Origin of the sequence: Rhizobium sp. BK196, from assembly GCF_014193255.1 — a bacterium.
Classification (GTDB): Bacteria; Pseudomonadota; Alphaproteobacteria; order Rhizobiales; family Rhizobiaceae; genus Rhizobium.
The window spans coordinates 328,917-354,614 of the sequence record NZ_JACHZB010000004.1 but is presented as its reverse complement, the minus strand read 5'-3'; the positions used below and the strand labels follow the sequence as shown (position 1 = coordinate 354,614).

Genomic DNA, 25,698 nt, shown 5'->3' with positions numbered 1-25,698 from the left:
CGGTTGTTGCTTGGCGTGCCGCAGGCTGGATTAGGACAGATCCTCACCATCATCGTTTTCATCCGCTTGTTTGCGGCGATCGGCGATCACCTCGGGATAATCCACCTGCATGAAATAGAGCCCGTCCGGCGGCGCCACGGGACCGCAGGCCTTGCGGTCATGCGCGTCCAACGCCGCACGCACATCCTCAGGTGTCCACTTGCCCTCGCCTGCAAGCTTCAGAGTTCCCGCGAAGGAGCGGATCTGATTGTGCAGGAAGCTCTGGGCAGTAGCGCGGATCTCGATCAGTTCGCCATTACGGGTCACATCGAGCCGGTCGAGTGTGCGCACGGGGCTGTTTGCCTGACAGTGAGCCGAACGGAAAGTCGAGAAATCGTGCCTGCCGACGAGCGTCTGGGCTGCGGCATGCATGACTTCATGATCGAGCGTCTTCGGCACCCACCATGCCTTGCCCGCCTCTAGCGCCAGCGGCGCGCGGCGGCTGATGATGCGGTAGAGATAATGCCGGCGGAGCGCAGAGAAGCGGGCGTCAAAGAATTCGCTCGCCATTTCCACATCAAGGATCGCCACTTTCTCACCCGCGAGTTTCAGATGGGCATTCAGCGCGTTCTGCAGCTTGAAGGGAGACCAGTCCTTTGAAAGATCGGCATGGATAACCTGCCCCATGGCATGGACGCCGGAATCGGTGCGTCCCGCGCCGCGGACGGACGCGGTGTCGCCGCTTGCCGAGAAGATCGCCCTTTCGATCGCGCCCTGCACCGAAGGTCCGTTATCCTGCCGCTGCCACCCGACGTAGGGCCCGCCGTCATATTCGACGATCATGCGGTATCTCGGCATCAGGCGAGCCTCGTGCCCGCAGCAAGCGGCGTGCCACGCAGGAAGTCGGCAGCGGCGAGCGGTTTGCCGCCGGCTTTCTGAAGCTTCGTAAGTCGAACGGCGGCGGTGCCGCAGGCAACCACGAGGTCATCGGTCAGGAGCGTGCCGGCTATGCCCGCACCCGTTGCATGCTCGGAGCCAAGCACCTTGACGCGCTCCGCCTTGCCATTGCTCTCAAGCTCGAACCAAGCGCCCGGGAAAGGTGCGAGGCCACGGATATGATTGTGAACATCCCTGGCATCGCGGCTGAAATCGATACGCGTTTCCGCCTTGTCGATCTTGGCGGCATAGAGCACGCCTTCGGCCGCCTGCGGGGTCAGCGGAAGATCGTCCATCTCCAGCTTGACCATGGCCTCAGCCATCGCCTTTGCGCCCGTTTGCATCAGCCTGTCATGCAGTTCGCCGGCCGTCATGTTGGGGCCGATCTCGACTTCGCGCGTCAGCGCCACGTCGCCGGTATCGAGGCCCTTGTCCATCTTCATGACCATCATGCCGGTCTTTTCGTCACCGGCCATAATCGCCCGCTGGATGGGGGCAGCGCCGCGCCAGCGCGGTAGCAGCGAGGCATGTCCGTTATAGCAGCCGTAGCGCGTGCCGGTCAGGATCGCCTCGGGCAACAGCAGTCCATAGGCGACGACGACGCCGACATCGGCACCGAGCGCGCGAAAGCGCTCACGCTCTTCAGGGTCCTTGAAATTGACCGGCGTAAAGACCGGCAGGCCGAGCAGCTCGGCGGCCTGGTGTACCGGCGATTTCTGAAGATCGAGCCCGCGCCGTCCACCCGGCCGAGGCGGCTGCGTATAGACGGCAACGATCCGGTGGCCGGCGTCGACGAGCAGGCGCAGCGTCGGGACGGAGAAGTCAGGCGTTCCCATGAAAACGATACGAAGAGACATTCTATCTCGCCAATTGAGGATCAACCGTCTTCAAACGGGTTTTCGAGCTCATAAGCAAGCCCGCTCGAAATCTTTCGTATGCGCGGCGGCCAGCCCGTTCAGAGCACCTTGGATTTGGCAGCCTTGGTGAACTTCTTGATCACCATTTCGCGCTTCAGCCGCGAAATATGATCGATGAAGAGCACGCCGTTCAGGTGGTCGATCTCGTGCTGGAGACAGGTCGCCAGAAGTCCGTCGGCCTCGACGCTTTCTTCCTTGCCTTCGCGGTCCAGATATTTAACCGTCACCTTCGCCGGCCGCTCCACTTCTGCATAGTAGTCGGGAATAGAAAGACAACCTTCCTCATAGACAGAACGGTCATCCGAGGAGCTGACGATCTCCGGATTGATGAAGACGAGCGGCTGCTTTTCTTCGCCTTCCTTCGAAAGATCGATAACGAGCATGCGGCGCGGAACGCCAATCTGGATTGCGGCAAGGCCGATGCCCGGCGCATCATACATTGTCTCCAGCATGTCGTCGGAAAGGCGCTGGAGATCGGTGTCGACTCGCTCGATCGGCTTGGAAACCTGACGGAGAACGGGATCGGGAAGAATGATGAGTGGCTTGATGGTCATGGCGTTCCCATAACCCATCTTTTCACACTAGGGAATTATCCGCCGGGCAAGGATTGCGGTTTTTTGCAACGCCCGCCCGGGTTTCTGCCTCGATTGTTCAGGCCGCGCGGCGGGCGGCACCGGCTGCCTGCCGGCTTTCAGCGCGTGCGCGGAAACGCTGCAGAAGCTCTATGAGGTTTTCGACCTCATCCTTCAGCCTTCGGGTTTCGGCGGACGTACGCTCCACCATGCCGGAGTTCTGCTGAGTGATGGTGTCCATATTGCGGATTGCGACGCTGACCTCGTTCACTCCCGTCGCCTGATCGCGGGCGGCTGCGGCGATATCGGCGACGAAGCTGTTGATGATGTCGATGCGGCTGATCATATCGCTCAGCGCTTCACCCGTGCTGCTGACGATGTTGACGCCCTCGTTCACCTGCGTCGAGCTTTGGGAGATCAGATTCTTGATTTCCTTGGCGGCATCGGCGGTGCGCTGGGCAAGCTGACGTACTTCCTGCGCGACGACCGCAAAGCCCTTACCGGCATCGCCGGCGCGCGCAGCTTCGACGCCGGCATTCAGTGCCAGCAGGTTGGTCTGGAAAGCGATCTCGTCGATGACGCCGATGATCTTGGCGATTTCGGTAGAGGACTTCTCGATACCCGCCATGGCCGAAACGGCGCTGGTGACGAGTTCGCCGGAATTCTTGGCCTTCTCCTGCGTTTCCCGCACGGCGCTTGACGCCTTCTCGGCATTGGCAGCGGTCTGGCTGACGCTGACGGAGAGCTGCTGCAGCGCCGCCGAGCTTTCTTCGACGCCAGCTGCCTGCTGCGCGGTGCGCAAGGCGAGATCGTCGGTGGCCTTGGACATCACATCGGCGCCTTCAAGAATGTGGCCGGACGTCGTGCGGACCGACGCAAAGGAATCACGCAGCGCGCCGACCGCCCTGTTGTAGTCCTCTGCCATTCCGCGGAAATCGCCGGGCAGATCGGAGGGTAGCGTTGCTTCCAGGTCACCGCGCGACAATGCTTCGAGGCCGCGGCGCAGATGTTCCAGCGCCAGCGCCTGATCGGCTTCGGCCCGGGCGCGCTCTTCTTCCAGCGCGCGGCGCTTTTCATCAAGCGCTTCCAGGTAAACCGAGATGGAATAGTCCATATCGAGCATTGCCGCCTTGATGACGGCGGTCAGCTTTTCGGCGAGCGCCTTTCCCTGCTGGCGGGCAAAGAGCGATGGCCACTGCTTTTCCATCAGGCCACGGACGAGTTCCGACATGACAAGCGCATAACCGCCGATATACCAGCGCGGCTCCAGACCAATGCGGGCATGGGTGCGACCGACGGCCGCAACACCATTCACGTAACTCTCGTCGAAATTGCCGCCCGAAAGATTGCCCCAATGCTCCTGCTGGCGCTTTTTGGCGTGGCCCATATGGGCCTTATTGGAGAAGAAGCCTGCTACCGCCGGCGTCTTTGCAAGTTTGCCGTAGAACTTGTCGAGCGCGTCGCCGAGAAGTTCCGAGATCGCCGGCCGCAGCTCCCGCAGGTTCTTGCGTGCCTCATCGTCAAGCTCAATGAAGTCAAGGCGCTGCCTGAGGGCATTATTGGTCTGCTGGGAAGTCATGGGGATCTCTATCTGGCGCGGATGCGGAGGGAAATTGCAGCGTCAGATTTGGCGAATATGGTTTAGCAATCGTTAAATGTGCGACCAATTTTTCTTCCGCTCCAGTTAATTAGCGTCATTCCCACCGGTGATACGGCGTGGATTGTTCACGTTTTGATCTGGATATTGTCGTTTATTTTGTTATGGTGCAGCATGACCGCGACATCCGACTCACTCACCATTTCCTTGCCGATGCTGAGCCCCGGCGTGCTTGCACTTGCTGGAGGCGCACTCGCCGTTCTCATCCTCGTGACAATCGTGTTTGCCTTGCGCAATGCGGGCATCCGGCGCGAGGAAGCGGAAGAGGCCAATCTTCGCGCCGCCGAAAGCGAGGCGCGCATGGCAGAACTTCTGAAAATACAGGCGGAGATGCAGGGACGCATCTCGACCATGACGGAAGTCTTCGGTGCACGGCAGGCCGAGCTCAACCATGCGATCAACCAGCGCCTCGACGGCATGTCACAGCGCATGAATTCGACGCTGACCGAGCAGACCAAATCGACGCATGACAACCTGCAGAAGCTGCAGGAGCGCCTGGCGGTGATCGATATTGCCCAGAATAATATTCAAACGCTCGCCAAGGATGTCGTCGGGCTGCAGGCCATTCTTTCCAACAAGCAGACGCGTGGCGCTTTCGGCCAGTCGCGTATGGAGACGATCGTCGCAGACGGCCTGCCCATGGGCGCCTATGCTTTCCAGCAGACGCTTTCGAATGGCTCGCGACCGGACTGCACGATCAGGATGCCGAACGGTGCACCGCCGCTGGTGATCGACGCGAAGTTTCCGCTCGAGGCGTGGAACGCGATCCGCGATGCAGGCAGTACGGATGCCGGTAAACTTGCCGGTCAGCAGTTTCGCCGTGATATGGAAGTTCACATCAAGGATATTTCAGAGAAATATCTGATCCAGGGCGAGACGCAGGACACGGCTTTTCTATTCGTTCCCTCGGAATCGATCTTTGCTGAAATTCACGAAAATTTCGAGGCGATCGTGCAGAAGGCTCACCGCGCGCGCGTCGTTATCGTCTCGCCTTCGCTCCTGATGCTGTCGATCCAAGTCATTCAGGCCGTGCTGAAAGACCAGCGCATGCGGGCGCAGGCGCATGTCATCCAAGGCGAAGTCGCCCTCTTGATGGATGATCTCGGCCGGCTGGACGAGCGGGTGCGCAAGTTGCAGGGGCACTTCTCGCAGACGCAGCGCGATGTGGACCAGATCATCACCTCGGCGGACAAACTCACCAAGCGCGGGGCGAAGATCGAGGCACTGGAATTCGAAGCAGGCGGCGACGGCAAGCAAGCGCAGGTGAGCGAGCCGCCGGCGAAGTCAGTCGAAAGCAGGACCGGACTGCTCAAGCTCAGGGTAGTTGACGAGGAGTGATCGCTTCGGCAGTGTCGCGACCCGAAGCAAGGACGGACATGCCATGATCACAGTTTTCGGCTCCATCAACATGGACCTTATCGCCACCACCGAGCGCCTGCCGAAGCCCGGCGAGACAGTTGCCGGTAACAGCTTCGCAACGGCTGCCGGCGGCAAGGGCGCAAATCAGGCACTCGCCGCACGGCGGGCAGGCCGTTATGTCCATATGGCAGGCGCTGTCGGCAAGGATACATTTGCCGAAGGTGCGCTCGAACTGCTCGACGGCGCCGGCACCGATCTTTCCCGCGTCAGCCATGTCGACGGACCGACCGGCACAGCCCTCATTCTCGTCGGCGGCGACGGCGAGAACATGATCGCGGTCATTCCCGGCGCGAACGGCGAGGTGAACGGCGACAATGCCGAGGCTGCCGTCGATGCCATGAACGAGGGCGATATTCTGATGCTGCAGCTCGAGGTTCCGGTCGTGGCGGTCGAGCGGGCGCTTGCCGCCTCTCGCGCCAAGGGCATCACCAGCATTCTCAATCTTGCCCCGCTCATTCCGGATGCGCCGCGCCTCGGCCGGCTGGCCGATATCGTCATTGCCAACGAGACCGAATTCGAGCGGCTGGCGGGACAGGAGAACATGAGTGCCGGCGATCGTGAGGCGGCGTTGGAGCGCCTGCATGCCGAGACCGCCCAGACCCTGATCGTCACGCTCGGCGGCGATGGCGTCATCGCGATCCGGGATGGTCAGATCGCGCGTGCACAGGGCCTCGTCATCGAACCCGTCGACACGGTCGGCGCCGGCGATACGTTCTGCGGCTACTTCGCAGCAAGCCTCGATGAAGGGCTGGATTTCAACTCGGCTCTCCGTCGTGCAGCGGTCGCCGGCTCGCTCGCCTGCCTGAAGGCGGGAGCACAACCCTCCATACCGCTCGCCGCCGAAGTCGCAGACAGACTATAATCTGATCTAACCACGAACAGTCGATGAAACGGCACCCTCATTTGGGGTGGCGCCCTGGTTTTGCGGCCGAAATACAGCGAATTTCATTCAAATTTAAGAGATTTCTGGCGATCATTCCGGTGATCGAACCTCGTCCATCCGCGATAGTGGTTCGCCTCTATTTATGGCTGCTCCATGATGGAGCGACGCCTTACCCGCTGTGCCGAAGAATGGCCCTTCGGCGCGTCCTTGCCCGAGGAACACATGTTCATTTTCAGAATGAAATCGCTTGCGGCGAAACTCATCGTCATTACCGGTGTCGCCATCGCGCTGGTGCTTGTCGCTTCAAACCTCTTCCTCATCGATCAGACTCGTAATCGCGTTCAAACCCTTACATTGGATCAGGCAAACTCGGAAGCCAAGTCGATCGCCAACGAGATTGCCGCTAATGTCGGCGAGCTGGCGAGCGCTGCCCGTACCATGTCGGGCGTCGTCGGGCGCGGACATGAAGGCAAGATCCTCGACCGCAAGGGCATCATCAGCATTCTGAAATCCAACCTCGAACAGAACGCTTTCGCCTTCGGCAGCTGGTTCTGCGAACAGCTCGGCGCATTCGATGGCAAGACTACGGAAATCGCCAACAACAACGACGAAGGCACCAACAAGGTTGGCGCCTTCACGCCTTACTGGTCGAAGAACAGGACCGGCGACATCCAGTTCTCGACCTTCGAAAACGATTACACTGCCGAATGGTGGAAGCTTGCTGCCGATAGCGGTAAGGGCGCAATCACGGCGCCCTACCTCGCCGAGGGCACCGACGTTCCGACCCTGCTGACCTCGATTGCCTATCCGGTGATGTCCGGCGGCAAGATGATCGGTGTGGAAGGCGTCGATATTTCGCTGAAGTCGCTCACTGACAAGGTGCAGGCACTGCGACCCTTCGGCTCCGGCCGCGTGACGCTGATCGCCCAGAACGGCAACTGGATCGTTGCTCCGCTGCCCAACCTGATGTCCAAGCCCTATGGCGACAATCCCGGCTCGGCTGACGTAAAGGCTGCGCTTTCGTCCATGAAGGTCGGCCTCGTCAAGAACCTGAGCTTCGACGGCCTCGATCCATTCGACCGCGTTGTCTATCCCTTCGCCGTACCCGGCCTGAACGCCAACTGGGTCGTGCTGGTCGACGTCCCGCACACGGCAATGAATGCGCCGGTTCAGGACCAGACCTTCATGATGGTCATCAACGGCATCATCGTGCTCGGAGCCGTGCTGCTCGCGCTCTATTTCGCCGTCCGCACGCTTGTTCAGCGTCCGCTCGCCGGTCTCGTTTCCAGCGTCAAGGGGCTGAGCGACGGAAAATACGACGAGACGGTCGCCGGCCAGAACCGTGCCGACGAAATCGGCTCGGTCGCCAAGGCTCTCGAAGGCTTCCGCTTCGCGCTTGCGGATACGCGGCGCCTCGAAGCCGAGGCGGACAGCCAGCGCCTTGCGGCCGAAACCGAACGCGGCCGCTCGGAATCGGAACGCCAACAATCGGTCAACCTGCAGCGTCACATCGTCTCGATCGTCGGCGCGGGCCTTTCCGAACTGTCACAGGGCAATCTCGGCCACCGCATCACAGAGGAATTCCCCGGCGAATACGGCAAGCTCAAGCAGGACTTCAATGCCGCTCTTGCAAGCCTTGAGGAAACCATCAACACGATGAACCTCAGCGTCGTCAACATCGGCTCCGGCACAGGTGAAATCAGCAACAGCGCCTCTGATCTTGCCAAGCGTACCGAGCAGCAGGCGGCGAGCCTCGAAGAGACGGCAGCGGCGCTCAACGAGCTGACTGCCCAGGTCAATTCCAGCGCCGAGAATGCCCGTACGGCGGCCGACAATGTCAATCTCGCCTGCGAAGACGCCGAGAAGTCAGGTGAAGTCGTCAAGAAGGCGATTGCCTCCATGCACGGCATCGAACAGTCCTCGACGGAAGTTTCGCGCATCATCGGCGTCATCGACGAGATCGCTTTCCAGACGAATCTCCTGGCTCTGAATGCGGGTGTCGAAGCGGCCCGCGCCGGCGAAGCAGGCAAGGGCTTCGCGGTCGTGGCACAGGAAGTCAGGGAACTCGCTCAGCGTTCGGCAAATGCCGCCAAGGAGATCAAGACACTCATCAACACCTCGGCCGTGCAGGTCAAGGAAGGCGTCGACCTCGTCGGCCGCGCCGGCGATACGCTGCACAAGATCGCCGAACAGGTGATGGGCATAAACGGCCTCATCCGCCAGATCTCGGCATCGGCAAGCGAACAGGCCGTCGGCCTCAAGGAAATCAACCAAGCCGTGAACCAGATGGATCAGGTCACGCAGCAGAACGCCGCGATGGTGGAAGAAACCACCGCAGCCAGCGTGACGCTGAACGACGAGGCTCAGACGCTGAAGGAACTGGTCACTCGCTTCCGCGTCTCCGGGCAGAGTAATGCAGCAGCACTGCGCTCCACCGCGCAGCAGATGCGTGCGCCGGCTGCTCCGGCACAACGCGCGGCTGCTCCGGCACCGCGCCGGGCCGCTGCCATGTCGCTCGGCTCGACCGCTGTCGCTCAGGACAATTGGGAAGAGTTCTGATTGCTGAGCGCATGACAAGAAAAAGGCGCCTGATCCCTCGGGCGCCTTTTTGCATTCAGGGTAGATCGTCAGACATCAGGCAGCGTTCGACGTCTGCTCTTCGTTGAGGAAGGCATAAATCGCGGATGCGGAATCGGTCGCGCGTAACTTGGCGACCAGATCATGGTCGCGCAGGACACGGGCGATGCGTGAAAGCGCCTTCAGATGATCGGCGCCCGCACCTTCAGGCGCCAGAAGCAGAAACACCAAATCGACGGGCTGGTCGTCCAACGCTTCGAAGTCAACGGGCTGTTCCAGCCGAGCGAAAATACCGACGATGGAGTGGATATTGACGAGCTTGCCGTGGGGAATGGCGATGCCGTTGCCGACGCCGGTCGAGCCCAGACGTTCGCGCTGTAGGATCACATCGAAGATTTCCCGCTCGGAAAGCCCCGTCGTTTTGGAGGCTTTTGCTGCCAATTCCTGAAGCAACTGTTTCTTGGAATTTACCCTGAGGGCGGGAATGATCGCATCCTGGTGCAGCAAATCTGCCAATGCCATTTCTTTTTCCTTCTGTCGCCGAAATCAGGATTTGAGAGAGCAGCACCTTGCGCCGCTCCCTCGTCCTGATCTCAGCCTTTGATATTGGCCGAATCGATCCAGCCAATATTTCCGTCGTGACGACGGTAAACGATGTTGATTTGTTCCTTGCCGGGGCTGCGGAACAGGAGAAGCGGCTCGTCGGTCATGTCAAGCGCCATGACGGCGGTTGCGACAGACATCGTCTTGAGCTGCTTCGTGCTTTCGGCGACGATGGCCGGAGCGAAATCGTCCGGGACCTCGTCTTCATGATCGGGAACCGCATCCATGACGGTATAGGCGACTTCTGCAAAGCCGTTGCCGTTCAGATGATTTCCGGCGTGGTGATCCTTGAGCTTCCGCTTGTAGCGGCGCAGGCGCTTCTCGATACGCTCGGATGCCGCATCGAAGGCAATCTGCGGATCCATGGCCTCGCCTGCGGCATGCAGCACGACGCCACTATCGAGATGAAGCTTACAATCGGCGGAAAAACGAGAATTCGACTTTTCCACGATCACTTGGCCGGAATATCCCCCGTCGAAGTATTTCGTGACGGCCAAACCAATTTGGTCCTCAATCTTTTGACGGAACGAGTCACCAATTTCCATATGTTTACCGGATACACGCACACTCATGGAGTTTCCCTTCTTATGGTCGTTTGCGAGTATCAGTTTACGCCAAGCCTTAACCTCATCCAAGCACTTCGCGCAATCTCAAGCAAGATGAGCTCAAGTCTGCGTGTCCCTGGTGCCATGAGGATGATGGGGATAATGCCCGGATGCCCTTCGCTGCTCCGATTGCGGCGGGCTTCTAGCGACAGCTTTCCGGAAAGTCAATAGTCTGGCGCGACGAAACCCAGCACACACGGAAAACGTGCAGCGGAAATCCCTGAAATGGGAGGGTCTCCAACATAAACGATCCCTGGCGGCGGCCATAAAGCTCATCCTTGCGTTGCAACTCAGAAGCCGGCGACCTTCGCCAGCGCGCGTTTTTCCCTGCGGCGCTGGACGGAGGAGGCGATGTTCATCGCCTCTCGGTATTTGGCGACCGTCCGACGGGCGAGATCGATCCCACCCTTCTTGAGCATATCGACGATGTCGTCGTCGGAGAGCACCGCATCTGGACTTTCCTGCAGGATCAGCGCGCGAATCTTGTGGCGAACGGCTTCGGCAGAATGGCTGTCGCCGCCCTCGACTGAGCTAATCGAAACCGTGAAAAAATACTTCAGCTCGAAGAGGCCGCGTGGCGTCAGCATGTATTTATTCGAGGTGACGCGGCTGACCGTCGATTCATGCATCTTGATCGCCTCGGCCACCGTCTTCAGGTTCAGTGGCCGCAGATGATCCACTCCATGCAAGAGGAAGGCATCCTGCTGGCGCACGATCTCGCTTGCGACCTTCATGATGGTCTTGGCGCGCTGGTCGAGGCTGCGCGTCAGCCAGTTGGCGCTCTGCAGACATTCGGAGAGGAAGGCATGATCCTCGCCGTTCTTCGCTACGTGCGAGAAATAAGACTGATTGACGAGAACCCGCGGCAACGTATCCGGATTGAGCTCGACCAGCCAGGCGCCATCCGAGGAAGGGCGAACGACGACGTCAGGCATGATCGCCTCTGAAACGCCAGCCTCAAAACCGCTGCCTGGCTTCGGATTGAGCTGGCGAATTTCGGCGAGCATCTCGAGCAGGTCTTCCTCATCGACGCCGCAGAGGCGCTTCAGGGTGATGAAGTCACGCCGTGCCAGCAGTTCGAGATTTTCGACCAGCGCCTGCATGGCGGGATCGAAACGATCCTTCTGGCGAAGCTGGATCGCCAGACATTCGGCAAGGCTGCGGGCAAAGACGCCTGGCGGATCGAGCGTCTGCAGCGCTAAGAGCACGCGCTCGATGTCTGCTGCGTCGGTACCGAGACGCTCGCCGGCTTCCGCGACATCTGCCTGCAGATAGCCGGTATCGTCGAGCTGATCGACGAGATTCTGGGCAATTAGGCGATCGGCCATATCGGGCAGTATGAAGGGTATCTGCTGGGCGAGATGATCACGTAAGGAAACCTGGCCTGCGACGAAATCGTCGAGATCGTAATTGTCAGCACCTTCGGCGCTGCCCGGCATCGATTTCCACTGGCTGATGAGTTCCGGTGCGTCGAGACGCTGCGGCGCGCCGTCATCAGGGAAGACATTGGTGTAATTGGAATCCAGCTCGTCGCTCAGCCGGCTTGAGCTGCCATTATCGTACCAGTCGCCGGACAGCGTTTCGCTAGGGTCCTCATATTCTCCGTCACCCGCATCATCCGTTTGCGGAGTGTGTGGTTCGTCCGCAGCCTCGCCGCGTTCGCCGCCCTCGCCTTCGCCCGACGGAAATTCCAGGAGCGGGTTCTTCTCCACTTCCTGGGCGATGAACTGAGTGAGTTCGACATGCGTCATCTGCAGCAACTGGATGGATTGCATCAGTTGCGGTGTCATCACCAGGGACTGGTTCTGTCTCAGAAAAAGATTGGCAGACAGGGCCATGGCGGACGCGAAACTCCCTCGACTCCTCCAGGAAACCGCGTCCGATCAAGGCTTCGGGCCACGGAAATCCGAGTTGGCCCAAAAATTGCTTTTTTATCCTATTTGGTCAAGCAGAACTATGCCGCAGCCGCAATTTTCTGTCGTCCGGGACTGGTTCAGAGACTGAAATTGTCGCCCAAGTAAAGCCGGCGCACTTCCGGATTGTTGACGATATCGTTCGCACGCCCATGGGTCAGCACTTCGCCGGCATGAATAATATAAGCGCGGTCGATCAGCCCCAACGTTTCACGCACATTGTGATCGGTGATCAAAACACCGATGCCGCGTGCCGTCAAATGATGCACAAGGTTCTGAATATCGGCAACCGAGATCGGGTCGACACCGGCAAAGGGCTCGTCGAGCAGCATGAAGGTCGGGTCGGTCGCAAGCGCGCGGGCAATTTCCAGGCGCCGGCGCTCACCGCCCGAGAGAGCCACAGCCGCGCTCTTGCGGAGCTTCGCGATGTGAAACTCCTCGAGCAATTCGTCGAGCTTGCGCTCGCGCGCCGCCTTGTCCTTTTCATGCACCTCGAGGACGGCGCGGATATTCTCCTCCACCGTCAGCCCACGGAAGATCGAGGCTTCCTGCGGCAGGTAGCCGACACCGAGGCGGGAGCGGCGATACATGGGCATCGTCGTCACGTCGTTGCCGTCGATTTCAATCGTTCCCTCATCGACCGGCACGAGACCGGTGATCATGTAGAAACAAGTGGTCTTACCAGCGCCGTTCGGTCCCAGAAGACCCACGGCCTCACCACGCCGCACGACCAGCGAAACGCCATTGACGACACGGCGCGTCGCATAGGTCTTGGTCAGACCGCGTGCGATCAGCGTTCCCTGATAACGGGCCTTGTCAACAGGAGCCACGGCTTCCGTCGCGGCTCTGCCGGACTTGGTGGATAAGGAGAATAGCTTCACGTGAAAGGCCGACTTCTCAGTTCTGCTTTGGCTGCTGACTCGGCTGCGATTTCGGGTCGAGCTGAATCTGGACACGACCACCGCAGCTTTCAAGCTCTGCCTGACCGGTCGCCATGTGAACCGTGAGCTGGCAGCCAGTAAAGACGTTCGGTCCGTCGGTGAGCACGACCTTCTTGCCGGTAAGGATAAAGACCTGCGAGGTCATGTCGAAATTGCCATCATCGGCTGTTGCGGTCTGCGTTCCCGAGGTCAGGTAAACCTTATCGGTCACCAGAATCTTGTCGATATCCGCACTGCCCGAAGCAAGCGAGTTCGATTGTTCGGCAGCAGCCTGTGCCGGCTGGGCAGCAGGTGCCGGCTGGGCGGCGCCGCCCGTTTGGGGCTGCTTCGCCTTATCCTTGTAATAGACCGTCATCTTGCCGGCCTGTAGCGTCGTCGTACCCTGAACGACCTTGACGTCGCCGGTAAAGAGCGCCGTGTGCTCCTGGTCATGGATTTCCAGTTTGTTGCTTTCAATCTGGATCGGCTGATCACTGGAAAGTTTCATACCTGGCATCGTCGTCGACTGGGCGGCCGCCCCCGCGACCGACAGAACGAAGGCAAGCGCGCCGGTGATGAAAGCTACGCCAGTCTTGCAAGTTGAAATGCGACAATCTTTTGTCATGTGACCCGGCTCTTTAGGTGCCCTGTTTATGGATGGTGGATGATTCAACATTCATGCGAACATTCCCCTCGAATGTGATCGCGCGCCCCTTATCCGTTATATTCATGGTGCGCGCAACAATCGAAGTATTGTCCTTGGTAATTCTGACGGGATCCTCGGTCGACATGTTTCCGCCCTTGATATCGAGATGGGCGGACTGAAAATTCGCAACCAGACCGCTGCTCAAGACGAGCGTGAACGGCGCCGTCATGTGAAGGTTGTCGGTCGCGCGATTGAAATCTGCCGTTGCGGCAGTAACGCGAGCCATCAGACCGTCATTCATCGGTACGGCGGCCTTGATCGTCTCGAGCGTGATGAGGTCGGGATTGCGGATGTCCTGAAGAGCGCGTTCGGCGAGCATCGAATAGTTGATGCCGTCGGAGTTACGTCCGGCGATCGCCGGCTTTTCCATCACCACCTTGCCATTTTCGATCTTGGCGCCCTCGATCTTGATGGTTTCCGGGAGGTACGTGCGGATCACCGAGACCGCAATGAAGATGAAGGAAATAATGAGAGCTGCGACCGGCAGCAAGAACTTCAGGCGACGGACACGCGTGGAATGGAACCGGGCAAGGCCATAGGCGCTGTCCTTTGGCCCTGCGTATGCGGGCTTCCCGTTATTCCTGAGGGTATCGAGCATATGCCTGGTCCGTGTGTGATGATTGCGCCGCTTATATAGCGATGCCGGCGTCAATCACAGTTCGTTTCGCATTATTACATTGGCTTGCCAATATGGATTTTTTTCTGCAACAAGCAACTAAACCGAAAATAGCGGGTTTCCGGGCATTTTCTCGCGGCAGCTTGCGCCTTATTTCCTCAGCGGCGACCGCTGGGTTGCATCTCTGGAGGTTGAAATGGACAGCTCGATCATCGCAGACCGCCGGCTGCTGCGCCGCAGGGTTGGCTTCTGGCGCCTTACCGCGGTCGTGCTGCTCGTTGCGCTCGGCTTTGCGCTTTATAATTTTACCTTCAGCGAAGGCAGCACCGCGCGGCCGCATGTCGCCCATGTGACTGTCTCTGGGCTGATCACCGACGATGACGAGCTGCTCGAGCGGCTGGAAAAGATCAAGGACAATGATCAGGTCAAGGCAGTCGTGATCTCGATTTCCTCGCCCGGAGGCACGACTTATGGCGGCGAAAAGATTTTCAAGGCGATCCGGGCTATTGCAGAGAAGAAGCCCGTCGTCTCCGACGTCAGGACGCTTGCAGCTTCCGCCGGCTACATGATCGCGACGGCAGGCGATACGATCATCGCCGGCGAAAGTTCGATCACCGGCTCTATCGGCGTCATCTTCCAGTATCCGCAGGTCCAGCCACTTCTCGACAAGCTCGGCGTCTCGCTGCAGGAGATCAAATCCTCTCCGCTCAAGGCCGAACCCTCGCCGTTCCACGATACCAGCGAGGAAGCCAAGGCCATGATCCGCAACATGGTTCTCGACAGCTACGATTGGTTCGTCAACCTCGTAGCGGACCGGCGCAAATTGCCGCACGATGAGGTGCTGAAGCTTGCCGATGGAACTATCTACACAGGCCGACAAGCGCTCAAAGTGAAGCTCATTGACGCCATCGGCGGAGAGCCGGAAATCCGCGCCTATCTGACCTCGCGAAACGTCAGCGCCAAACTGCCGGTCGTCGACTGGGACAAGAAGAGCAACACGCCCTTTCTGCTCGCTGGAGCTGTTTCTCGGTTGATTACGATCCTTGGTTATGGCGATCTTGTCAAAGGCCAGGATCTGAACGGCATCCTGCCCCCAAAGTTGCTCCTTGACGGGCTGCTTTCAGTTTGGCAGGTTGGCCAGGATTGAATAAGAAATCAATAATTTAAGGGGGCGACCGTGATCAAGTCCGAATTGGTGCAGATAGTTGCGGCACGCAATCCGCATCTCTACCATCGGGATGTGGAAAATATCGTCAACGCGGTCCTCGACGAGATCACTGATGCGCTTGCCGCCGGCAACCGTGTCGAACTGCGCGGCTTCGGCGCATTTTCCGTAAAGAACCGCCCTTCCCGCTCCGGTCGCAATCCGCGCACCGGCGATACGGTCTTCGTCGAGGAGAAGTGGGTTCCTTTCTTCAAGACTGGCAAGGAACTGCGCGAGCGCCTGAACCCCGGACAGGCCGACGAAGAGGATTGATCCTCGGCACCGCGCATCACGCCGCACTTGAACTTCGCCGCCGCACTTCTATTCTGGCGTCCATGAAGCTTGCCTTCGCCAAACCGGCGCGGAGAACGATATGACCAAGAAGATTATCAACCTTTTGATTTTGCTGCCGCTTGGTGTCATCCTGATCATCTTCTGCGTCGCCAACCGGCAGAGTGTGACGCTCGCCTTCAATCCGTTCCGGCCGGAAGATCAGGTTCTTTCCCTGGCCGCGCCCTTCTTCGTTTTCCTGCTGATTGCCTTCATCATCGGCATGCTGGTGGGCTCTGCTGCGACCTGGTTCAATCAAGGCAAACACCGCAGACGCGCACGCGTAGAAGCTAAGGAAGCAATCCGCTGGCAGGGCGAAGCTGACCGCCACAAGACGCGGGCGGAAGAGATCGCCGGGCAGTTACCCTCGCGGTGATTGCCGTTATTCCGTCGTTGCGGGAGTGAAACTCAGCTCTTCATAATCGCCTTCCGTCGAGGCGCCCCTGCCGGTGACCTGGAAGCCGTGCGCCAGATAGAAGGTCTTTGCGTGGCTGTTGTTGACGAGGCATTTCAGCCGATATGTGTGTTTCGGCCAGGCGGGAAGCGATTGCAGCAAGGCGGCTCCCGCGCCTTTGCCCTGAAATTCGGGCAAGACATAGAGCATATGGATGAAGTCATCCGCCGCCCAGATCGAGATGAAACCGGCTATCCTCCCGTCAGGCGCCTCGCAGACGGAAACGACTTCGCCATTGGTATGGGCCGCAAAGTCCTCTCTGTGAAATTTGCCGGGGTCGACCCAAGTGAAAGTCTGCCGCCGAACGGTCAGATAGAGTTCCGCAAGCTTTATCGTGTCTTCGGGGCGGTTCGGCCGGATTTTCCAGTTCATGGATCTTGCGTGAAACGAGTTATGCATGGTGTCTAGCTTGCAGCCTTTTCAATAATCGCCGCATTGAAATTTCCCCAAAAGCGGCGGGCGAGCTTTTCCAATGTTGCGCGGATCAATCTGCCGCCGAGTTCGGCGAGCCGGCCGCCCGTGTCCCCATCAGCTTTATAACGCAACAGGGTATGCAGACCCTCGTCCTCCAGGGCGACATCGGCTTGGCCCCTGGCAAAGCCGGCGATGCCGCCCCGCCCTTCCGCGGCGATGGTGTACCTGCGCGGCGCATCGACATTCGAAAGCCTGATCTCACCGTTAAACGTCACCGAAAACAGGCCGAAGCCAACTTTCACCGTTGCCAGGAATTGCGTGGGTGACAGCTTTTCCACGCTCTGGCAGCCTGGAATGCACCGCCTGATGATATCGGGATCGTTCATGGCAGCCCATACTACGTCCCGCGGTGCAGCAATGCGTTCCTCCCCGATCAGGTCCATCAGCAATTCCCCGTTTCCATGGCCGGAGCATATCATAACGGGAAAGCGCTTTGCCAAGGTCGGGCGGGATGCTATTTGCACTGGCTCAAGTGAATTCAAGACGCGGAAGACCACGTTGAAACAAAGAGAACGCCGGCTTGGCGCGAAGATAGCGACAGGCCCTTCCGGCGGGCGCCGCTCCGATGTGCGGCCTGCAAAGCCGGAAAAGACAGCAATTAAGGCGGCACCGGCGCGCGAACAGCGCCCGCCGGCAGCCGTTCCAGCGATAATCGAACGCCCGCTTATGGCGCGCCACGGCGAACGGCCGGCGGAGCGCGTGCCTGTCATCCTGGAATCGACGGGTGCGGGCGATTTCCATCTGATCGACAGCGGCAACGGCCAGAAGCTTGAACAATATGGCCCCTATAGGGTCGTGCGGCCTGAGGGACAGGCGCTTTGGCAGCCATCGCTGCCCACCCATGTCTGGGAGAAGGCCGATGCTGCCTTCACCGGCGATACTGATGAAGAAGGCACCGGCCGCTGGCGTTTTCCGAAGCAAGCCCTTGGCGAAACCTGGCCGCTCAACCTGCTCGGTGTAGATTTCTTCGGCCGTTTCACCTCCTTCCGGCATGTCGGCGTCTTCCCGGAGCAGATTGTTCACTGGAGCTGGATGAAGAGCCAGGCAGAAAGCGCCGGACGCCCGCTGAAGGTGCTGAACCTCTTCGGCTATACCGGCGTCGCCTCTCTGGTCGCCGCCGCTGCCGGCGCGGAAGTCACCCATGTCGATGCCTCGAAGAAGGCGATCGGCTGGGCGCGCGAAAACCAGGCGCTGGGGCGCATGGAAAAGCTGCCGATCCGCTGGATCTGCGAGGACGCGATGAAATTCATCCTGCGCGAAGAACGCCGCGGCAGCCAGTACGACATCATCCTTACCGATCCGCCGAAATTCGGCCGCGGACCGAACGGCGAAGTCTGGCATCTCTTCGAACATTTGCCGCTGATGCTGGACATCTGCCGGGAAATCCTGTCGCCGAAGGCGGTTGGTCTCGTGCTGACGGCCTATTCGATCCGGGCAAGCTTCTACTCCATCCATGAACTGATGCGCGAGACGATGCGCGGCGCCGGCGGCGTCGTCGAATCCGGCGAACTTGTCATTCGTGAAGCGGGGCTGGACGGCAAAACACCGGGCCGGGCGCTCTCGACCTCTCTCTTTTCCCGCTGGGTGCCGAAATGACCGAATTCCATGATCGTGGCCCCCGCAGGGTCGGGCAGGTGAAGGAAGTCACCTCGCTTGCCAATCCGATCATTAAAGACATCAAAGCGCTGACGAACAAAAAGTCGCGCGAGGAGAGCGGCACCTTCATCGCCGAAGGTCTGAAGCTCGTCATCGATGCGATCGAGCTCGGCTGGACGATCCGCACGCTCGTCTACGCCAAGGCCGCCAAGGGCAAGTCACTCGTCGAGCAGATGGCGGCAAAGACCGTCGCTTCGGGCGGGCTCGTGCTCGAAGTCAACGAGAAAGTGATCTCCTCGATCACACGTCGTGACAATCCGCAGATGGTGGTCGGCATCTTCGAAAGCCGCTGGAGGGCCCTGAAGGATATCAGGCCGAAGGAGGGCGAGACCTGGGTGGCGCTCGACCGTGTGCGCGATCCCGGCAATCTCGGAACGATCATCCGCACTGCCGATGCTGCCGGCGCCTCCGGTATCATCCTCGTCGGCGAAACTACCGATCCCTTTTCGCTGGAAACGGTGCGCGCTACGATGGGCTCGATTTTTGCGGTTCCGGTTTCCCGCGCAACGGCGGAGGAATTCATCGCCTGGAAGAAGCAGGCTGGCGTTTCGATCGTCGCGACCCATCTTGCGGGCTCTGTCGATTATCGTACGATCGACTACAAGAAGAAGCCGGTCGTGCTGCTGATGGGCAACGAACAATCCGGGCTGCCGGATCAGCTTGCCGGGCAAGCGGATGCGCTTGCCCGCATTCCGCAGCAAGGCCGCGCCGATTCTCTCAATCTCGCGGTTGCCACAGCCGTCATGCTTTTTGAAGCACGCCGCCATCTCCTCTCACTGACCGAGGGCAAATGACCAACCAGACGATCGCACGCCCGGCGCTCTTCTCGCGCCCCCTGCCAATACTGATCTTCATCGTGATCGCCGTTATCCTCGACCAGATCGTCAAGATCGCCGTCGATCGCTATCTGCCGCTGCAGGAAGCCGTGCCCGTCATTCCGATGCTGGCCCTTTACCGCACCTACAATCTCGGCGTCGCCTTCTCGATGCTTTCCGGCATGGATGGCTGGTTCATTGTCGGCATGCGTTTGGCCATCGTCGCCTTCGTGCTTTATCTCTGGCGCCGCACCGCCAAGGACCGCTGGCTGGCCCATCTCGGCTATGCACTCATCATTGCCGGAGCGATCGGCAACCTCGTCGACCGTTTCACCTATGGGCATGTCATCGACTACATCCTCTTTCACACGGAAACCTGGTCCTTCGCCGTGTTTAACCTTGCGGACAGCTTCATCACCGTCGGCGCCGGCTGCGTCATTCTCGATGAGATGCTGCCGAAGCCGAAAAACACGGACCATTAAACTTTTAGCGGATTCCTGAAAACATTCGGAACGGGCAATATGTTAGCTGATCTGCATGCAGAGTCTGGCGCAGTTTCAGGAACGATTGTCCGCTACATTCGGCGGAGCCGCCGTTAGGTCTGATCGAGGCCGAACAGCGGGCCAATTCGTGTCGCCCCCTCCTGTTCGCCCCCATCAGCCCTTGCTCTTCTACTGGCTCGGCGGAGTGGGCTTGCTGACGGCGATCCTATTATTGCTTCTCTTCCATTGGGGTGATTCACTTCTGGCCGGTCTCGGCTTTGTCCTGCTTGCCGCCATCGTCGGCTACCTCGCCGTTCTTTTCAAGAATAGACAGAGACCGGGCGGCGGCGGCCGGGAAACATCAGAACGCATCGATGTGACCGGCCTGCTCGGTACAGTCCATGACGTGCTCGGCGATATCGTCGTCACCCGTATGATGGACCGGCGGATCATCGGCGCAAATGAGACGTTCCGTAATCTCACCGGACGCGCCACACCCGAAGGCCAGACCTGCGAAGAGATCGGCCTCGCCTTCCGTCCCGGACCGCAGCCGCACCGTTACGATGTGGAGATTTCGACACCGACCGGGCAACGCATCTATCTCTGGCACGATGTCGTGACCCGCGATCCGGCAAACGGGCGCCTGCTTCTGCAGAGCATCGCACGGGATGTGACCGAAGAGCGGCTTGCAGCAGAGCGCCGCGAGGAGGCGCTGCAGAAGGCCGAATATAACAGCGCTGCCAAATCGCGGCTGCTCGCAACCGTCAGCCATGAAATCCGCACGCCTCTGTCAGGCATTCTCGGCATGGCCCATCTGATTTCCGAAACGAAGTTGACGCAGGAACAGCAGAATTATCTGACCAGCATCCGCCAGTCCGGTCATGCGCTGACGCAGCTGGTCGAGGATCTGCTCGACTTCTCCACCATCGAGGTTGGCCGTTTCCAGCTCCATCCGCGCTCGGAATCGCTGCGCAAGCTCGTCGAAAGCGTCGTGGAGATGCTCGCCCATCGCGCCCATGAGAAGGGTATCGAGATCGGCGCGACGGTTTCCTCCGACGTGCCGGAGCTGATGAGCTTCGATCCGGCACGGCTGCGGCAGGTGCTCTTCAACGTCATCGGCAATGCCGTCAAGTTCACGCAGGCAGGCGGCGTCTTCATCCGCGTTTCGAGAGGCGCCGGCGAGCTGCTGATATCAGTGACCGATACCGGCCCTGGCATGGCGGCAGAGGAGCAGGCGCGCATTTTCGGGGAGTTCGAACAAGGCGGTTCGCTTGCCCAGAAGAGCAACGGCACCGGCCTTGGCCTTGCAATCTCCGCCCGGATCATGCGGGAATTCGGCGGCTCGCTGACAGTTGCAAGCGAGAGGGGCAAGGGTAGCCAATTTACCATCCGCTTCCCTGTTGAACTTTCGGAAGAGGATAAAGCCAGCCGGAGCGCGTTGCTGGCGGGAAACAGCATCGTGCTGCTTGCCCCGGCTGGTGCAGCGCGCACGGCGATCGCCGAGACGATCACGACGCTCGGCGGGCGCTGCCACCTTGTCGCCGGCGGCGACGCAGCGCGCGAGAGCCTGCTGTCACTCGCCCGCAGCGGCGAGCAGCCGACCGATATCATCGTCGATCACCGCATGTCCGAAGAATTCTCGCTGCATATTGCCGATCGCACGGAGATCGCGGCGCTCGGCCTGCGCAAGGTGCTGCTCGTCAATCCGGAAGAGCGTAACTCCTATTCGCTCGACCTCTTCGATGCGTGGCTGATCCGGCCGTTGCGCGAGCAGTCGCTGATCGACGTGCTGCGCGGACGCATGCGCGGCATGGAAAAGCGTGATGCGCTGAACGACAATCAGCCCGGCCTCGGCCCATCCATTGCAGAACGGACGGCAATGGGTGGCGGTCTTTCCGTTCTCCTCGGCGAGGACGATCCGATCAACGCCATGCTGGTGCGCGTCATGCTGGAAAAAGGCGGCCACTCCGTCAGGCATGTGGATGATTTCGAAACTCTGCTCGATTATGCGCTGGGTGACGACAGGCCTGATATCATCATCAGCGATCTCTCCATGCCCGGCGGCAACGGCATCGACATGCTCGGACGCCTGCGGGGACACGAACGGCGGCTCGATCTCCAGCCCGTACCGGTGATCGTTCTGACAGCGGACAAGAGCGACGAATCACGGCGGCAGGTCTTGCTCAACGGCGCCAATCGCGTCATGGTAAAACCGGTGGATCCGGTCAGGCTGCTCACCGAAGTACAGGCAGTTGTTGCTCTTTCAGCCCGTCGGGCTGAGGTGCGCTGAAGCTGAGAAGATCGGCACGCTTCTTGCGTGCATAAATTCGGTATGTCACTTTCCTGTCGTACATAAGTGTTTTATGGCGTGTGATAAGCCGGAGACGGGAGAATCGCTATGTCTGTTGACATCCTTAATTGTGACGCCACTGCCGAGGCCGCTCGGCCATCGACGGCAGCTGCGCCAAAGGAAGGCGATGTTCTCGGCCGCATCGGCAATCTGGAGACTCGCCTTGCCCGCAGCGCGCGGGAGATCGATGCCGCGCAGGCTGTGCGCTATCGCGTTTTCGTCGAGGAAATGAAGGCTCAGCTGCCGGCCGACGCGATGCGCCGTGAGCGGGATTTCGATGCCTATGACGCCTTCTGCGACCACCTTCTCGTTCTCGACCGATCGATCGAAGGCGATGCCGAAGATCAGATCGTTGGCACCTACCGTCTGCTCAGGCAGGACGTCGCCATGGCAAATGGCGGTTTTTACTCGGCTTCGGAATTTGCGATCGACGAGCTCATTGCCCGTCATCCCGACAAGCGCTTCATGGAACTCGGGCGCTCCTGCGTGTTGCCGGAATACCGAACCAAGCGGATCGTCGAACTGCTCTGGCAGGGTAATTGGGCCTATGCGCTGAAACATGGCATGAGCGCCATGTTCGGCTGCGCCTCCTTCCCGGGCGTTCACCCCGAACGCCACGCTTTGGCGCTATCCTTCCTCTATCACAGCGTGCTCGCCAAAGGCGAATGGGCTGTTGGCGCCCTGCCGCATCTGGCCCGCGACATGGACCTGATGCCGCCCGAAGGCGTCAATCCGAAGAAGGCGCTGATGGCGTTGCCGCCACTTATCAAGGGTTACCTGCGCCTCGGCGCGATGGTCGGCTCCAGCGCCGTCGTCGATCAGGCTTTCAACACGACCGACGTGCTGATCGTGCTGCCGATATCGAGCATTTCCGACCGGTACCTGAACTATTACGGCGCGGATGCAGGCCGTTTCTCAAGCTGAGGCGACTGCCTGACGACTGTCTCGTTAATTCATTCTGTTCGGCGTTTTGAGTAAGGCGCATCGGCAATGCCAGCTGGGCTATGCCCCGCCTACAACATTAACACCATGCGCCATATCGAATGTCGGAAATCTCAAGAAGAAGGCTGGCAAGCTTCGCCAGCGCGAGAGGGATATTCTCTCGGCGACGATTACGCTTGATGACGTGAAGGCGCTTTTCTTGAATACACTGCAAACGGCGCTTCGTTTCATAAGCCGCGGCGGCCGGAGACCTGGGGCGCGCGAATATTCATCGTTTGCGGTCCAGATGATAATCTGATCGCTTCTGCAGGTCAGGCCGCCCTAAGGCGGACCACGCACGCGGTCCGCCCTTCCTGTTGTCACGAACCGGCGGCGTAGGCCGCGATGGCAGCCATGTTGACGATATCGCTGTCCTTGGCGCCCATCGCGGTGATCTGCACTGCCTTGTCGAGGCCGACGAGGATCGGGCCAATGACTGTCGAGCCGCCGAGTTCCTGCAGCATCTTGGTCGAAATCGATGCCGAGTGGAATGCCGGCATGACGAGGACGTTGGCCGGTCCGGAGAGGCGGCAGAAGGGATATTGCTCCATCACTTTGCGGTTCAGGGCAACGTCGGCGGCCATTTCGCCATCATACTCGAAATCGACGCGTCGCTTGTCGAGGATCTTCACTGCTTCGCGCACACGTTCGGAGCGTTCCCCCGAGGGATGGCCGAAGGTGGAATAGGCGAGCAAAGCGACTCGCGGCTGGTAGCCCATGCGGCGCGCCAGACCTGCGGCCTCCTCGGCAATATCGGCAAGCTCCTCGGCCGTCGGCATGTCGTGAACCGCGGTGTCGGCAACGAAGACCGTACGGCCGCGGCAAAGAGCGATCGACACGCCAATGACGCGGTGGCCGGGCTTCTGATCGATGCAGCGGCGCACATCGTCCAGCGCCGTCGAATAGTTGCGGGTGATGCCCGTCACCATGCCGTCAGCATCGCCAAGCGCCACCATGGTGGCGGCGAAATGGTTGCGGTCATTATGGATCAGGCGCTGCGCGTCGCGGTGAAGGTAGCCTTTGCGCTGCAGACGGGCGTAGAGATAATCGATATAGGCCTCGACGCGGGTCGAGATACGAGCGTTGACGATTTGAAGACCCGGACGATTGAGGTCGATGCCGGCGCGCTCTGCCGTTGCATGGATCAGGTCCTCACGGCCGAGCAATATGGCGGTGCCAAGCTGCTGATTGGCGTATGACATGGCGGCGCGGAGCACCTGCTCCTCTTCAGCCTCGGCGAAAACCACCCGCTTCGGGTGACGGCGCACACGCTCATAAAGGCTGGCGAGCGTGGAGGCGATCGGATCGCGGCGGGCCGACAGCTCTCGCTTGTAGCCAGCCATGTCGGTGATGGTCTTGCGGGCGACGCCGCTTTCGATCGCCGCCTCGGCAACCGCGGCCGGAATGGCAGATATCAGGCGCGGATCGAAGGGAACCGGAATGATGTATTGAGCGCCAAAACGCGGGCGGTTGCCCTGATAGGCGGCGGCGACATCGTCGGGCACGTCTTCGCGCGCCAGGCTGGCCAGCGCCTTGACGGCTGCGATCTTCATCGCATCATTGATGGTCGAGGCACGAACATCCAGCGCGCCCCGGAAGATATAAGGAAAGCCCAGCACGTTGTTGACCTGGTTCGGATAGTCCGAACGGCCGGTCGCCATGATGGCGTCATCACGGATGCGGGCAACTTCTTCCGGCGTGATTTCCGGATCGGGATTGGCCATGGCAAAGATGATGGGCCGGTCGGCCATGGAGCGGATCATCTCTTCGGAGAAGGCGCCCTTCTGCGACAGGCCGAACACCACATCGGCGCCTTTCATCGCCTCCTCCAACGTGCGGGTATCGGTCTTTGCCGCATGCGCCGATTTCCACTGGTTCATGCCTTCGGTACGACCCTGATAGATAACGCCCTTGGTATCGCAGAGGATGATGTTCTCAGGCGCAAAACCCATCGACTTGATGAGCTCGACACAGGCGATGGCGGCAGCGCCCGCGCCGTTGCAGACGAGCTTGGTGGTCTTGAGATCGCGGCCGGTTAGTTCCAGCGCGTTGATAAGGCCGGCGGCGGCAATGATCGCAGTGCCATGCTGGTCGTCATGGAATACGGGAATATCCATCAGCTCGCGCAGACGGCTTTCGATGACGAAACAGTCCGGCGCCTTGATGTCTTCCAGATTGATGCCACCGAAGGACGGACCGAGGAAACGCACGCAATTGATGAATTCGTCGACATTTTCCGTATCGACTTCAAGGTCAATGGAATCGACATCGGCAAAACGCTTGAAGAGTACCGACTTGCCTTCCATGACCGGCTTGGAGGCAAGCGCGCCGAGATTGCCGAGACCGAGAATAGCCGTGCCGTTGGAAATGACGGCAACCATATTGCCGCGGGTCGTGTAGTCGTAGGCAGTAGCAGGATCGGTGGCGATGGCTTTGACCGGCACAGCGACACCGGGAGAATAGGCCAGCGAGAGGTCGCGCTGCGTCGCCATCGGCTTGGTCGGGTTGATCTCCAGCTTGCCGGGCCGGCCCATCGCGTGAAATTCGAGCGCTTCCTTGTCGGTAACAGAGGTCACCGGCCGTTCTTTCTTCTCCATCTGCGACATGCCTCCTCCAAACGTCTGTGGGTGACGTTTTCCTCTTTCCCAA

General features: G+C 59.8%; 24 protein-coding genes. 11 read left to right on the top strand and 13 right to left on the bottom strand.

The annotated features are described in order from the left end of the window. Positions 1 to 30: 30 nt before the first annotated feature. The 4 genes from truA to FHT78_RS16910 all read right to left on the bottom strand — a co-directional run bounded on the left by truA (position 31) and on the right by FHT78_RS16910 (position 3,983). Entirely contained in the window at positions 31 to 837 is an 807-nt protein-coding gene (gene truA, locus FHT78_RS16925) for a tRNA pseudouridine(38-40) synthase TruA (protein ID WP_183746248.1), read from the bottom strand. Further along, positions 837 to 1,772, bottom strand: coding sequence for a methionyl-tRNA formyltransferase (gene fmt / locus FHT78_RS16920; protein ID WP_183746245.1), 936 nt, complete (start codon positions 1,770 to 1,772; stop codon positions 837 to 839). Before fmt ends, truA begins: the two co-directional genes overlap by 1 nt. 98 nt (positions 1,773 to 1,870) lie before the next feature. Continuing rightward, positions 1,871 to 2,386 carry a peptide deformylase gene (gene def, locus FHT78_RS16915; protein ID WP_183746244.1) on the bottom strand — a complete coding sequence of 172 codons (516 nt, stop codon included), beginning with the start codon at positions 2,384 to 2,386 and terminating at the stop codon, positions 1,871 to 1,873. A 97-nt stretch (positions 2,387 to 2,483) separates the two neighbouring features. Then, a complete protein-coding gene (locus FHT78_RS16910) occupies positions 2,484 to 3,983 on the bottom strand; it encodes a globin-coupled sensor protein (RefSeq protein WP_183746241.1) in 1,500 nt (499 codons plus the stop codon). A 192-nt stretch (positions 3,984 to 4,175) separates the two neighbouring features. On the opposite strand from FHT78_RS16910, the gene FHT78_RS16905 reads away from it, so the two are divergent. The 3 genes from FHT78_RS16905 to FHT78_RS16895 all read left to right on the top strand — a co-directional run bounded on the left by FHT78_RS16905 (position 4,176) and on the right by FHT78_RS16895 (position 8,922). Continuing rightward, the gene (locus tag FHT78_RS16905; RefSeq protein ID WP_183746239.1) at positions 4,176 to 5,399 is read left to right on the top strand and encodes a DNA recombination protein RmuC; all 1,224 of its coding nucleotides are present in this window, start codon (positions 4,176 to 4,178) and stop codon (positions 5,397 to 5,399) included. Positions 5,400 to 5,442: 43 nt separating this feature from the next. After that, complete coding sequence (locus FHT78_RS16900) at positions 5,443 to 6,342, top strand: ribokinase (RefSeq protein ID WP_183746236.1); 900 nt, start codon at positions 5,443 to 5,445, stop codon at positions 6,340 to 6,342. A 243-nt stretch (positions 6,343 to 6,585) separates the two neighbouring features. Further along, a complete protein-coding gene (locus FHT78_RS16895) occupies positions 6,586 to 8,922 on the top strand; it encodes a methyl-accepting chemotaxis protein (RefSeq protein ID WP_183746234.1) in 2,337 nt (778 codons plus the stop codon). A gap of 75 nt (positions 8,923 to 8,997) precedes the next feature. On the opposite strand, the gene ptsN is transcribed toward FHT78_RS16895, so the two are convergent. From ptsN to lptC, 6 genes are all read right to left on the bottom strand, one after another. Further along, positions 8,998 to 9,462: a PTS IIA-like nitrogen regulatory protein PtsN gene (gene ptsN, locus FHT78_RS16890; RefSeq protein ID WP_183746231.1), complete on the bottom strand. Its 465-nt coding sequence runs from the start codon at positions 9,460 to 9,462 to the stop codon at positions 8,998 to 9,000. A 71-nt stretch (positions 9,463 to 9,533) separates the two neighbouring features. Then, a complete protein-coding gene (raiA, locus tag FHT78_RS16885; protein ID WP_183746508.1) occupies positions 9,534 to 10,115 on the bottom strand; it encodes a ribosome-associated translation inhibitor RaiA in 582 nt (193 codons plus the stop codon). 323 nt (positions 10,116 to 10,438) lie between these two features. After that, positions 10,439 to 11,986 (bottom strand): RNA polymerase factor sigma-54, encoded by a 1,548-nt coding sequence (rpoN, locus tag FHT78_RS16880; protein ID WP_183746228.1) that lies wholly within the window; start codon positions 11,984 to 11,986, stop codon positions 10,439 to 10,441. A 155-nt stretch (positions 11,987 to 12,141) separates the two neighbouring features. Next, positions 12,142 to 12,891: an LPS export ABC transporter ATP-binding protein gene (gene lptB / locus FHT78_RS16875; RefSeq protein ID WP_183746225.1), complete on the bottom strand. Its 750-nt coding sequence runs from the start codon at positions 12,889 to 12,891 to the stop codon at positions 12,142 to 12,144. A gap of 67 nt (positions 12,892 to 12,958) precedes the next feature. After that, positions 12,959 to 13,606, bottom strand: coding sequence for an LptA/OstA family protein (locus tag FHT78_RS16870; RefSeq protein WP_183746222.1), 648 nt, complete (start codon positions 13,604 to 13,606; stop codon positions 12,959 to 12,961). A gap of 13 nt (positions 13,607 to 13,619) precedes the next feature. After that, a complete protein-coding gene (gene lptC / locus FHT78_RS16865; RefSeq protein WP_183746219.1) occupies positions 13,620 to 14,285 on the bottom strand; it encodes an LPS export ABC transporter periplasmic protein LptC in 666 nt (221 codons plus the stop codon). A 214-nt stretch (positions 14,286 to 14,499) separates the two neighbouring features. On the opposite strand from lptC, the gene sppA reads away from it, so the two are divergent. The 3 genes from sppA to FHT78_RS16850 all read left to right on the top strand — a co-directional run bounded on the left by sppA (position 14,500) and on the right by FHT78_RS16850 (position 16,213). Further along, complete coding sequence (sppA, locus tag FHT78_RS16860; RefSeq protein ID WP_183746216.1) at positions 14,500 to 15,450, top strand: signal peptide peptidase SppA; 951 nt, start codon at positions 14,500 to 14,502, stop codon at positions 15,448 to 15,450. A gap of 30 nt (positions 15,451 to 15,480) precedes the next feature. After that, positions 15,481 to 15,780 (top strand): integration host factor subunit beta, encoded by a 300-nt coding sequence (locus FHT78_RS16855; RefSeq protein WP_003544934.1) that lies wholly within the window; start codon positions 15,481 to 15,483, stop codon positions 15,778 to 15,780. Between the two features lie 100 nt (positions 15,781 to 15,880). Further along, positions 15,881 to 16,213, top strand: coding sequence for a LapA family protein (locus FHT78_RS16850; RefSeq protein WP_183746213.1), 333 nt, complete (start codon positions 15,881 to 15,883; stop codon positions 16,211 to 16,213). Between the two features lie 6 nt (positions 16,214 to 16,219). On the opposite strand, the gene FHT78_RS16845 is transcribed toward FHT78_RS16850, so the two are convergent. Together FHT78_RS16845 and FHT78_RS16840 are read right to left on the bottom strand one after the other, a co-directional pair. Then, on the bottom strand, positions 16,220 to 16,663 hold the full coding sequence (locus FHT78_RS16845; protein WP_183746210.1) for a GNAT family N-acetyltransferase: 444 nt from the start codon (positions 16,661 to 16,663) through the stop codon (positions 16,220 to 16,222). Between the two features lie 32 nt (positions 16,664 to 16,695). Then, positions 16,696 to 17,148 carry a carbon monoxide dehydrogenase subunit G gene (locus tag FHT78_RS16840; RefSeq protein ID WP_183746207.1) on the bottom strand — a complete coding sequence of 151 codons (453 nt, stop codon included), beginning with the start codon at positions 17,146 to 17,148 and terminating at the stop codon, positions 16,696 to 16,698. Positions 17,149 to 17,263: 115 nt separating this feature from the next. On the opposite strand from FHT78_RS16840, the gene FHT78_RS16835 reads away from it, so the two are divergent. The 5 genes from FHT78_RS16835 to FHT78_RS16815 all read left to right on the top strand — a co-directional run bounded on the left by FHT78_RS16835 (position 17,264) and on the right by FHT78_RS16815 (position 22,992). Beyond that, the gene (locus tag FHT78_RS16835) at positions 17,264 to 18,361 is read left to right on the top strand and encodes a class I SAM-dependent methyltransferase (protein ID WP_183746204.1); all 1,098 of its coding nucleotides are present in this window, start codon (positions 17,264 to 17,266) and stop codon (positions 18,359 to 18,361) included. After that, positions 18,358 to 19,215 (top strand): RNA methyltransferase, encoded by an 858-nt coding sequence (locus FHT78_RS16830; RefSeq protein WP_183746201.1) that lies wholly within the window; start codon positions 18,358 to 18,360, stop codon positions 19,213 to 19,215. Before FHT78_RS16835 ends, FHT78_RS16830 begins: the two co-directional genes overlap by 4 nt. Next, positions 19,212 to 19,718, top strand: a complete 507-nt coding sequence (gene lspA, locus FHT78_RS16825; protein WP_183746198.1) for a signal peptidase II — start codon at positions 19,212 to 19,214, stop codon at positions 19,716 to 19,718. The genes FHT78_RS16830 and lspA overlap by 4 nt, the downstream gene beginning before the upstream one ends. Before the next feature lie 55 nt (positions 19,719 to 19,773). Next, on the top strand, positions 19,774 to 22,008 hold the full coding sequence (locus FHT78_RS16820; protein ID WP_183746195.1) for an ATP-binding protein: 2,235 nt from the start codon (positions 19,774 to 19,776) through the stop codon (positions 22,006 to 22,008). 108 nt (positions 22,009 to 22,116) lie between these two features. Further along, complete coding sequence (locus FHT78_RS16815; RefSeq protein WP_183746192.1) at positions 22,117 to 22,992, top strand: GNAT family N-acetyltransferase; 876 nt, start codon at positions 22,117 to 22,119, stop codon at positions 22,990 to 22,992. Between the two features lie 377 nt (positions 22,993 to 23,369). Here FHT78_RS16815 and FHT78_RS16810 read toward each other — a convergent pair whose 3' ends face one another. Beyond that, positions 23,370 to 25,655: an NADP-dependent malic enzyme gene (locus tag FHT78_RS16810; protein WP_183746189.1), complete on the bottom strand. Its 2,286-nt coding sequence runs from the start codon at positions 25,653 to 25,655 to the stop codon at positions 23,370 to 23,372. Positions 25,656 to 25,698 lie beyond the last annotated feature (43 nt).

Excerpts from the sequence above, each read along its gene's own strand:
- FHT78_RS16830 (WP_183746201.1), top strand. The coding sequence starts at position 18,358 with ATGACCGAATTCCATGATCGTGGCCCCCGCAGGGTCGGGCAGGTGAAG.
- FHT78_RS16895 (WP_183746234.1), top strand. The coding sequence starts at position 6,586 with ATGTTCATTTTCAGAATGAAATCGCTTGCGGCGAAACTCATCGTCATT.
- truA (WP_183746248.1), bottom strand. The coding sequence starts at position 837 with ATGCCGAGATACCGCATGATCGTCGAATATGACGGCGGGCCCTACGTC.
- FHT78_RS16810 (WP_183746189.1), bottom strand. The coding sequence starts at position 25,655 with ATGTCGCAGATGGAGAAGAAAGAACGGCCGGTGACCTCTGTTACCGAC.
- FHT78_RS16900 (WP_183746236.1), top strand. The coding sequence starts at position 5,443 with ATGATCACAGTTTTCGGCTCCATCAACATGGACCTTATCGCCACCACC.
- FHT78_RS16815 (WP_183746192.1), top strand. The coding sequence starts at position 22,117 with ATGTCTGTTGACATCCTTAATTGTGACGCCACTGCCGAGGCCGCTCGG.
- rpoN (WP_183746228.1), bottom strand. The coding sequence starts at position 11,986 with ATGGCCCTGTCTGCCAATCTTTTTCTGAGACAGAACCAGTCCCTGGTG.
- ptsN (WP_183746231.1), bottom strand. The coding sequence starts at position 9,462 with ATGGCATTGGCAGATTTGCTGCACCAGGATGCGATCATTCCCGCCCTC.
- FHT78_RS16910 (WP_183746241.1), bottom strand. The coding sequence starts at position 3,983 with ATGACTTCCCAGCAGACCAATAATGCCCTCAGGCAGCGCCTTGACTTC.
- def (WP_183746244.1), bottom strand. The coding sequence starts at position 2,386 with ATGACCATCAAGCCACTCATCATTCTTCCCGATCCCGTTCTCCGTCAG.
- FHT78_RS16820 (WP_183746195.1), top strand. The coding sequence starts at position 19,774 with ATGCAGAGTCTGGCGCAGTTTCAGGAACGATTGTCCGCTACATTCGGC.
- FHT78_RS16850 (WP_183746213.1), top strand. The coding sequence starts at position 15,881 with ATGACCAAGAAGATTATCAACCTTTTGATTTTGCTGCCGCTTGGTGTC.
- FHT78_RS16845 (WP_183746210.1), bottom strand. The coding sequence starts at position 16,663 with ATGAACTGGAAAATCCGGCCGAACCGCCCCGAAGACACGATAAAGCTT.
- FHT78_RS16840 (WP_183746207.1), bottom strand. The coding sequence starts at position 17,148 with ATGGACCTGATCGGGGAGGAACGCATTGCTGCACCGCGGGACGTAGTA.
- FHT78_RS16905 (WP_183746239.1), top strand. The coding sequence starts at position 4,176 with ATGACCGCGACATCCGACTCACTCACCATTTCCTTGCCGATGCTGAGC.
- FHT78_RS16870 (WP_183746222.1), bottom strand. The coding sequence starts at position 13,606 with ATGACAAAAGATTGTCGCATTTCAACTTGCAAGACTGGCGTAGCTTTC.
- fmt (WP_183746245.1), bottom strand. The coding sequence starts at position 1,772 with ATGTCTCTTCGTATCGTTTTCATGGGAACGCCTGACTTCTCCGTCCCG.
- raiA (WP_183746508.1), bottom strand. The coding sequence starts at position 10,115 with ATGAGTGTGCGTGTATCCGGTAAACATATGGAAATTGGTGACTCGTTC.
- lptC (WP_183746219.1), bottom strand. The coding sequence starts at position 14,285 with ATGCTCGATACCCTCAGGAATAACGGGAAGCCCGCATACGCAGGGCCA.
- lspA (WP_183746198.1), top strand. The coding sequence starts at position 19,212 with ATGACCAACCAGACGATCGCACGCCCGGCGCTCTTCTCGCGCCCCCTG.
- sppA (WP_183746216.1), top strand. The coding sequence starts at position 14,500 with ATGGACAGCTCGATCATCGCAGACCGCCGGCTGCTGCGCCGCAGGGTT.